Annotated in this window: 6 protein-coding genes; 5 read left to right on the plus strand and 1 reads right to left on the minus strand. The window is 64.5% G+C overall.

Translation table 11 applies throughout. The features are described from left to right. Window positions 1-150 precede the first annotated feature (150 nt). The 5 genes from gspD to BRAO375_RS38175 all read left to right on the plus strand — a co-directional run bounded on the left by gspD (window position 151) and on the right by BRAO375_RS38175 (window position 7127). Window positions 151-2448 carry a type II secretion system secretin GspD gene (gspD, locus tag BRAO375_RS22520; protein ID WP_009029748.1) on the plus strand — a complete coding sequence of 766 codons (2298 nt, stop codon included), beginning with the start codon at window positions 151-153 and terminating at the stop codon, window positions 2446-2448. Further along, on the plus strand, window positions 2420-2968 hold the full coding sequence (locus BRAO375_RS22525; protein ID WP_009029749.1) for a tetratricopeptide repeat protein: 549 nt from the start codon (window positions 2420-2422) through the stop codon (window positions 2966-2968). The genes gspD and BRAO375_RS22525 overlap by 29 nt, the downstream gene beginning before the upstream one ends. Before the next feature lie 241 nt (window positions 2969-3209). After that, on the plus strand, window positions 3210-5087 hold the full coding sequence (locus tag BRAO375_RS22530) for an alkaline phosphatase family protein (RefSeq protein WP_009029750.1): 1878 nt from the start codon (window positions 3210-3212) through the stop codon (window positions 5085-5087). A 207-nt stretch (window positions 5088-5294) separates the two neighbouring features. Then, window positions 5295-6413, plus strand: coding sequence for a hypothetical protein (locus BRAO375_RS22535; RefSeq protein ID WP_009029752.1), 1119 nt, complete (start codon window positions 5295-5297; stop codon window positions 6411-6413). A gap of 540 nt (window positions 6414-6953) precedes the next feature. Continuing rightward, window positions 6954-7127, plus strand: a complete 174-nt coding sequence (locus tag BRAO375_RS38175; RefSeq protein ID WP_085964529.1) for a hypothetical protein — start codon at window positions 6954-6956, stop codon at window positions 7125-7127. 36 nt (window positions 7128-7163) lie between these two features. Here the strand turns inward: BRAO375_RS38175 and BRAO375_RS22540 are convergent. Continuing rightward, the coding region (locus BRAO375_RS22540) for a PEP/pyruvate-binding domain-containing protein (RefSeq protein ID WP_035641660.1) at window positions 7164-8589 on the minus strand (1426 nt) is incomplete at its 5' end.

Genomic DNA, 8589 nt, shown 5'->3' on the forward strand with positions numbered 1-8589 from the left:
TCGCAAGCATTTCGACACACCTGCCGAGCAAACGAATGTGAGCGGCCGGCCGTTATACATAAGTGTCATATTCGGCGGCTATGCAGTTGAGCGGTCCCGGCGAGACGTTGTCCCGCCTGGATCATTCCAAACGAGTAGATCGGCAAGTTCATGTTTCGTCTCGGCAATCGAAGCCACTCCGCTGCGGTTGCCCGTCATGCCTCGGTGCTCGCGATCGCAGTCCTGCTTGCGTCCTGCAACATGGCCACCTTGAACTCGCAGGCCAGCGCACCAGCGGATGTCGACGTCATCGACAAGGTCCGGTCGCTCGACATTCTGCCGCGGGACAATGCGCCGGTCGGATCGATCCAGGGCCGCACCGAGGCCGAGCGCGCGAGCGCACGGATCTATCAGGGGACCACGGTTCAGGAGGTTGCCGACGTCAGGCCGTTGCCGGCGGCCGACGGCCGGGGCTACGATCTCAATTTCGAGAACACGCCGATCGCCGCGGTCGCAAAGGTCGTCATCGGTGACATTCTCGGCGCCGGCTACTCGATCGATCCACGCGTGCAGGGCAGTGTCAGCCTGACGTCGACGCGGCCGGTTGCGAAATCCGATATTCTTTTCGTCCTGGAAAGCGCGCTGCGGCTGTCGGGCGTTGTGCTGGTGCGCGAGGGCGGCGGCTACAAGCTGACGCCGCTCGGCGACGCCATCGGCGGCGGCCGCGTGGACGGAGAAGCCGGGCGCGCGGAGCCCGGCTATGGCGTCTCGGTCGTGCCGCTCCAATATGTCGGCGCGCAAACAATCCTCAAGCTGATGGACAGCTTCGCCACGCGCGCCGGCAGCGTGCGGGCCGACCCGACGCGCAATTTGCTGCTGATCCAGGGCACGGGCCCCGAGCGACGTTCCGCGATCGAGACGGCGCAGAGCTTCGACGTCGATTGGATGCGCGGCCAGTCGGTCGGCGTGTTTCCGGTCAGCAACTCGGCACCGGAGCCTGTTGTCGCCGAGCTCGAGAAGATCATGGACAGCGGCGAGAACGGGCTGAGCCAGAGCCTGGTCAAGCTGCAGGTCATCAGCCGGTTGAACGCGATCATGGTCGTGGCGCGCAAGCCCGCCCTGCTGCAGAGCGCCGCGACCTGGATCCGCCGGCTCGACCAGGCCGATTCCGGCCGCAACAGCGTTCATGTCTACCGGATCCGCTATGGCGATGCGCGGCAGCTGGCGAGAATCCTCACCGACATGTTCGGCGGCGCCGGCTCATCCGCATCGACCGAGAGCGCCGAGAGCCAAACCGCGCCGGGCTCTGACGGCGCCACGAACTCCGTGGCCGACCGGTTGTCGTTCAACACGGGCTCGTCGAACTCAGCCGCCAACCCGTCAAGCCGCCTGCAGGGCGCATCGGGCCTGTCTGGCGCGGCATCGCCGAGCACCAGTTCCGCAAGCAGCACGCCAACCTCGACCGGACTGGAATCCCGCGGCGGCGGCACCGGTGGCCAGTCGCTGATGCCGAACGTCCGCATCACGCCGGACACCGTCAACAACTCGCTCTTGATCTACGCCGATCGCGAGAACTACCGCATCATCTCCAGCACGCTGCAGCAACTCGACCAGCCGGTGCTGCAGGTCGGCATCGACGCGACGATCGCCGAGGTGACGCTGACCAACGAACTATCCTACGGCGTGCAATCCTATCTTTCGAGCAAGTTCCTCGGTCTCGGCACCGATCGCGGCTCGATCTCCAACACGCAGGCGACCTCGGTCGCCACGGCCACGGCGTCAACCGCCGCGAGCGCTCTCATCAACCGCGCCCTGCCCGGCTTCAATTTCCTGATCGGAAGCGAAACATCGCCCAACATCATCCTGGACGCGCTTCACACGGTGACCAGCGTCAAGGTGCTGTCCAATCCGTCTTTGGTGGTGATCAACAACCAAACCGCGACGCTGCAGGTCGGCGATGTCGTTCCGGTCTCGACCGGCAGCGCGACCGTGCTGTCGTCGAGCAACACCGTCGTGAACACCATCGATTATCGCAACACCGGCATCATCCTGCGCGTCGTGCCGCGCATCGCCGCGAATGGCAATGTGCGTTTGGAGGTGGAGCAGGAGATCAGCAACGTCGCGGCCACGAGCGCTTCGACGCTGACGCCGACGGTGTCGCAACGCAAGGTGAAGAGCGCGATCTCGGTCGCCAACGGACAGACGGTGCTGCTCGCCGGCCTGATCAGCGAGCAGCAGAACGGCAACCGCAACGGCATCCCGGTGTTCGACGAAATTCCAGTTCTGGGCGATGCCTTCTCGCATCAGGGCAAGAAGGGTACGCGGACCGAGCTGATCATCTTCATCCGCCCGCAGATCATCAGGGACGGCAGCGATGCGCATCAAGTGGCCGAGGAACTCCGCTCCAAGCTCCGCGGTTCGGTCGGAGCCGCCATCACGGATGAGTTGCGTGTCCGCACCACTCGCTGAGATCCGTCGTCCCACAAGGACGGCGCGACGCAACCCCATCCTGTCTCTTGCGGCGGCATGCCTGCTGCTGGGAAGCGTGTCGCCGCCCGCGCACGCCGATTCCGTTGCGGCAGCCCGCAGCGCCTATGCACGGGGCGACTTCGTCCGCGCGGTGCGCGTGCTGACGCCGCTGGCGTTGCACGGCGATGCCCGAGCCCAGGCGATGCTCGGGTTCATGTACGAGAACGGCTTCGGGACGCCACAGGCCTATGTCGTCGCCACGGATCTCTATTGTCAGGCCGCCGCCGCCGGCGACCCGTTCGCCCAAGCCATGCTCGGGCTGATGTACGACAAGGGCCACGGCGTCCCGCAGGACGTGGTGCTTGCCTACAAATGGCTCAATCTCGCGGCTGCCAATACCGGCCATGCGCAGCGCAGCTATTATCTGCGCCTGCGCAACGCGGTCGCCTCGAAGATGTCAGCGAGCCAGATCGCGCAAGGCCAGGCAATGGCTTTGGCCTGGGTTCCCGGCCGACTCTGACTGCGCGTCTTCGCTCTCGCACATCTATCAGCAGACATTCGCTGCAAGCTGACGTCTTCGGATCGTTCGGTTGATCAACGTCCATGCCGTCCGCGGAGCAGCGCACGCGTGTCGTTTCGTTGCGGCTGTCACAAAACCGCATCGAGATCGACACTGGGTTGCAATTTGTTGCCGCGATAAATCGTCGCAGGCGCCGCATCGCTCCAAGCCGGCGCCAACCACCCCTCGTCGGGAGACGTCCATGACCAGAACAGTCACGCGATCCAAGGCGCTCGCGCTTGCGACCACTGCGGTGGTCGCAGGCAGCAGCGTCGCTCCGGCCTTCGCCGGCCCTGCGGCCAGTACGCCCATCGAGCACGTCATCATCATCGTCGGTGAGAACCACACCTTCGACAATCTGTTCGGCACCTACAAGCCAAAGCCGGGCCAAAGCATCGACAATCTGCTGAGCAAGGGCATCGTCAACGAAGACGGCTCGCCCGGCCGGCATTTCAAGAAGGCCGAGCAGCGGATCGGCCGCGACGAGGTGCGCTACGGCGCCGAGACCGCCTCGACCGGCGCCTACGTGACCCTGCCGCAGCCCTACACCACCTATGGCATCGGCCTGCCGCAGAACGTCCTCGACACCCGCTTTCCGGCCAATCTTCCCAACGGCCCGTACCAGATCTCGAAATACGTCCCATATGCCGCCTACACCGGCGATCCGGTGCATCGCTTCTTCCAGATGTGGCAGGACATCGACGGCGGCAAGCACGACAAGTTCGTGTGGATCGAGCAGACCATCGGCACCGGATCGAACGGACAGCCCTATCCCGCCGGCGGCTTCAACCCGATGGAGGGCGCCATTTCGATGGGGTTCTACAACATGAACCCGTTCACCGACGCGTCCGGCAAAGCGCAGCCCGGCGATGCGCCGTTCTTCAAGCAGCTGGCTGACGAATATTCGATCAGCGACAACTACCACCAGGCCATCATGGGCGGTACGGGCGCCAACTTCCAGTCGCTGGTGACCGGGCACGCGGCGTTCTTCACCAACCCCGAGACCATGAACGGCGCTCCCGCCGTGCCCTATGCCAACCAGATCGAGAACCCAGATCCGGCTCCCGGCACCAACAACTACTACAAGCAGGACGGCTATAGCGGCGGCTCCTACGTCAATTGCTCCGATCCGAGCGCACCCGGCGTGGCCGCGATTAACGAGCAGCTGTTCAAGAATGGCGTGTATGACAACCGCTGCGCGCCGAACCACTATTACCTAGTCAACAACTACAACATGTTCTGGAACCAGAGCAGCACCAAGCCGAATGCGCTGGGATCGGACAAGTTCGTGCTGCCGCCGCAGAGCGCCCCCACCATCGCCGACGTGATGACCGCCAAGGGCGTGTCGTGGAAGTATTACAGCGCCGATCGGGGTGACGACGCTACCGCCTTCGCCAAGAGCGTCGATGGCGTGCCGCTGCTGTTCCACTCCTATTGCGGCATCTGCGACCCGCTGACCGGCTTCATCAAGATCATGAAGACCCCGTCGGAGGAGGCCAAGCTGCAGAACTACGGCGCGTTCGTCAAGGACGTGCAGAACAACACGCTGCCTGCCGTCTCGTTCGTACGCCCGTTCGAGGCACTGGCCGGCCATCCGGCCGACTCGACCACCGACCTCTACGAGAAGTTCCTGGAGGCGCTGATCAATAGGGTCAAGGCCAACCCGCAGATCTGGGCCAAGACCGCGATCTTCATCACGACCGACGAAGGCGGCGGCTACTACGACTCCGGCTACATCCAGCCGGTGGATTTCCTCGGTGACGGCACCCGCATCCCGTTCATCGTCGTCTCCCCGCTCGCCAAGAAGGGCCATGTCGACCATACCTACTACGACCATGTCTCGCTGTTGAAGTTCATCGAACGCAACTGGCGGCTGCCGACGATCTCAGCCGTCAGCCGCGACCATCTTCCCAACCCGATCCATGATCGTGACGACCACCTCTATGTGCCGAGGAATCGCCCTGCCATCGGCGACCTGATGAACCTCTTCGTGTTCGCCGATCAGGAGGGCGATCACGATGGCGATGATGGCTGGCACCATCACGGCCACGATCATCGCGGCGGCGACGATCGCTGGTAATCGGCAGCGACCATGACGAGGAGCCCACCGCGCACGACGGCGGGCTCTGGTCATCCGGTGCAGCGGTGCTGCCCGCGACGCTCTTCGCGGATCCGTCAGGAGGATGTCAGACGATCGTCACGCCCCCGTTATCGACGCTCCGCATCGTTGCGCTGCCGCTTCCCTGCAAGCGGCGCGATGCAACCGAGATCTTGGGGGATCTTGCACATGCAACTTCGATCATCATTCAAGGCAACGTTTCACGAGCTACTCACACTGTCCGTCACGCTCTCTCTGCTCGCATTCGCCGCTGCGCAGCCGAGCCTCGCGCATGACCATGGCTGGGACAACGATGACGACGGATACACGATCGGCTTGTGGGGCGACATGCCCTATTCCACGCTGCAGGCCACCGTCGGCGTGCCGAACCTGATCGCCGACATGAACGCCCACCGCCTGAAGTTCACCGTGCACGACGGCGACCTCAAGCAGGGCTCGAATTCGGCATGCGATGCCGGCCTCTACGCCCAGGCCCTGGCCAATTTCAACAGTCTGCAGGCGCCGGCGATGTTCACGCCAGGCGACAATGATTGGGTCGACTGCGATCGGCCGTCGAATGGCGGCTTCAATTCGCGCGACCGGCTCGATTATGAGCGCAAATTGTTCTTCTCAACCCCGTTCTCGCTCGGCCAGCGCAAGCTGCGCCAGGAGGTGCAGACCGATCCGCTGTGCGTCAGCGCCAGCGGCACCAAGGTCGGCTGCGTGGAGAACCGCCGCTGGACGGTCGGGCGCGTGACCTATGCGACCCTCAACATCCAGGGCTCCTGCAACAATCTCTGTGACACCAGTCCCGATCCGGATGAGTACAATGCCCGCAACTCCGCCGTGATCCTCTGGATGCAGCAGACCTTCGCCGAAGCCAAGAAGCGCAACTCGGTGGCGGTGATGCTCATCAGCCAAGCCAATCCGGGCTGGGACCAGGCGGACTCCACCCGTGCGCCGTTGCGCGATCCCAAGATGCTCGCCGAGACCGACGGCCAGCCCGACGGCTTCCAGAGCTTCCTGACCGCGTTGCGCACCGAGGTCGAGGCGTTCCGCAGGCCCGTCGCCTACGTTCACGGCGACTCGCATTACTTCCGGATCGACCAGCCGTTCCTCAACAGCGCTGGCCAGCGGCTCGAGAACTTCGTTCGCGTCGAGACCTTCGGCGACAACCAGGGCAACGGCAACAACGACGTGCGCTGGGTCAAGGTCACCGTCGATCCGAGCAGCCGCGACGTGTTCTCCTATCAGCCCGTCACGGTCCCCGCGAACCGCACCGCCGTGCCGGCGCCGGCCAGATACTGACAGCGCCGCAGAGCGCCCGCTCAGCCTGGCTGGGCGGTCGCCTCCGCTGGCGAGAGACGACGCTGACTGACGCGCGCTCAACGCCGGCAGCTTTTCCAGACGTCTCGATTGCAGAGTATCATCTGGCGCGATTAGACCAATCATGCTTTCAGCAACTATCGGACACGATCGCAGCGACGACAGCAGCACGCCGACAGGACGTCTCGCCCCTCAAAGACGTCTCGCCCTTCAGCATATGAGATCGAGAGCGGGCGCGAGCGAAGGCGCAGAGACAATGCGTTTGAGCTTGGCGTCAGCCAAGCCGATAAAACGCGAAATCAAAATCATAACTCAGCGTCAACTAATCAGGGATCGATCAATTTTTATGTCAGATTTTTCTTACGTTAGGTTGGCCCCATGAGATGCGGCGCGCGCGCCGGCAAGTTGCGGCCGCCTGCGCTGGGACTTGCTTCGGCCCTGGTTGCTCTTTCATTCATAATTCTGTAACATAGGAGACATCAGTGGCTTACCGTGCGTCTTTGCGGTGATGGAGAAACCCTCATGGAGCCTGCTCAAAAACCTTTGAAAGAGCGGGATCGCGCCCTGAAGGCGTGGCGCGACGAATTGATCCAAGTCGAGCAGCGGGAAATCGAGTTCCGCCGCCATGACCGCCGGCAGCGCGCCGCCGAGTTGGGACTGCCGCTGGACTACCCAACGACGCCCCGGACCAACTGATCGCGCAGATCCTGCACAACCCCAGCATCTCCTGCCCTAGCAGGTCATGCAGGCCGGCACACCCGGCAGCGAACCGGCCGCACCACGCGGCTTGCGCCATGTCGACACCTCCGCCAGTTCGGCGTCAGGACGGCGCACGACGATCTCGCAACGGCCGAGATGGACGTGGCCGGCATTGCCGTCGACGGTGATCCAGTCCTCGGACGCTATCACCGTGTCACCGATGCGGGCCTGCTGGGCTGCGCTGTCGACGCGGATCGCCACGCATCCGACGACACAGGGCTTGCCCATCTGGCGCGCCACCAGCGATGCATGCGCGGTCCGCGCGCCGACCGCGGTGACGATTCCCGATGCGGCCGCGAAGCCGGCCACATCGGCGGTGCTGGTGTCGTGGCGGATCAGGATGACCGGATCGCCGTTCGCCGCAAGCCGCTCGGCAGAGGCGCTGTCGAACGCGGCACGTCCCGTCGCGACGCCGCCCGAGGCGGCAACGCCGATCGCCGCGGGCTCGCGGGCCGAAATGAGCGAGGTCTCGGTGAGCGCATCGAGATCGAGATCATCGATACGCCCGAGCGCCTCCTCCGGTGTGATCAGTTGCTCATGCACCAGCTCGACCGCGATGCGCAGCGCGGCACGCGGGGTGCGCTTGGCGGCACGCGTCTGCAGGATCCACAGCCGGCCTTCCTCGATGGTGAACTCGATGTCCTGCACATCGCGAAAAGCACCTTCCAGCCGCTTCAGTGTCGTGCGCAATTGCTGCGCCACCTCCGGCAGTGCCCGTGACAGCGCGGTCTCCGTCTCCGCCGTCCTTCGGCCGGACACGACATCCTCGCCCTGCGAGTCGAACAGCACGTCGATGACCGGCTCGTCCACGCCGGTCGACGGATCGCGCGAGAACGCAACGCCGGCGCCCGACGACGTGCCGCCATTGCCGAACACCATGGCCTGCACAGTGACCGCCGTGCCCTTCAGATGCTCCAGACCTTCGAGCCGGCGATAGGTGCGCGCCCGCTCGCTGATCCAGGAGCGATACACGGCGCGCGCCGAGCGTTCGAGTTGGACATCGGCATCCTCGAGCCAGCCGTCATCGTCGGAATCCTCCAGCAGGCGACGCTCCTCGGCGGCCAGCCGCTCCAGCGCCTCGCTGTCGAGCTCGCGCTCATTGGCCACGCTCTCGGCCGTAATCATCTGATTGAGCCGCTCGGCAAGCGGCGCGGGATCGAGGCCGATGACCGTTTCGGCGTAGCTCTCCAGCAGCCGCCGCCGGCAGTCCCAGGCCAGCCGCGGCCGCCCGGTCGCGCGCACCAGGCCGCGCACCGCGCGCAAGGTACAGCCGACGTTCAGCACCGTGTCCAGCATGCCCGGCATCGATCGCGCCGCGCCAGACCTGACAGAGACGAGCAGTGGATTGCGCGAGCAGCCAAACGATTTTCCGGTCGCCTGCTCGAGGAAGGTGATGCCC

This window comes from Bradyrhizobium sp. ORS 375, from assembly GCF_000239775.1.
GTDB lineage: Bacteria > Pseudomonadota > Alphaproteobacteria > Rhizobiales > Xanthobacteraceae > Bradyrhizobium.

Bases quoted from the DNA above. Each gene is read 5' to 3' on its own strand.
- gspD (WP_009029748.1), top strand. From the start codon at position 151: ATGTTTCGTCTCGGCAATCGAAGCCACTCCGCTGCGGTTGCCCGTCAT.
- BRAO375_RS22525 (WP_009029749.1), top strand. From the start codon at position 2,420: ATGAGTTGCGTGTCCGCACCACTCGCTGAGATCCGTCGTCCCACAAGG.
- BRAO375_RS22530 (WP_009029750.1), top strand. From the start codon at position 3,210: ATGACCAGAACAGTCACGCGATCCAAGGCGCTCGCGCTTGCGACCACT.
- BRAO375_RS22535 (WP_009029752.1), top strand. From the start codon at position 5,295: ATGCAACTTCGATCATCATTCAAGGCAACGTTTCACGAGCTACTCACA.
- BRAO375_RS38175 (WP_085964529.1), top strand. From the start codon at position 6,954: ATGGAGCCTGCTCAAAAACCTTTGAAAGAGCGGGATCGCGCCCTGAAG.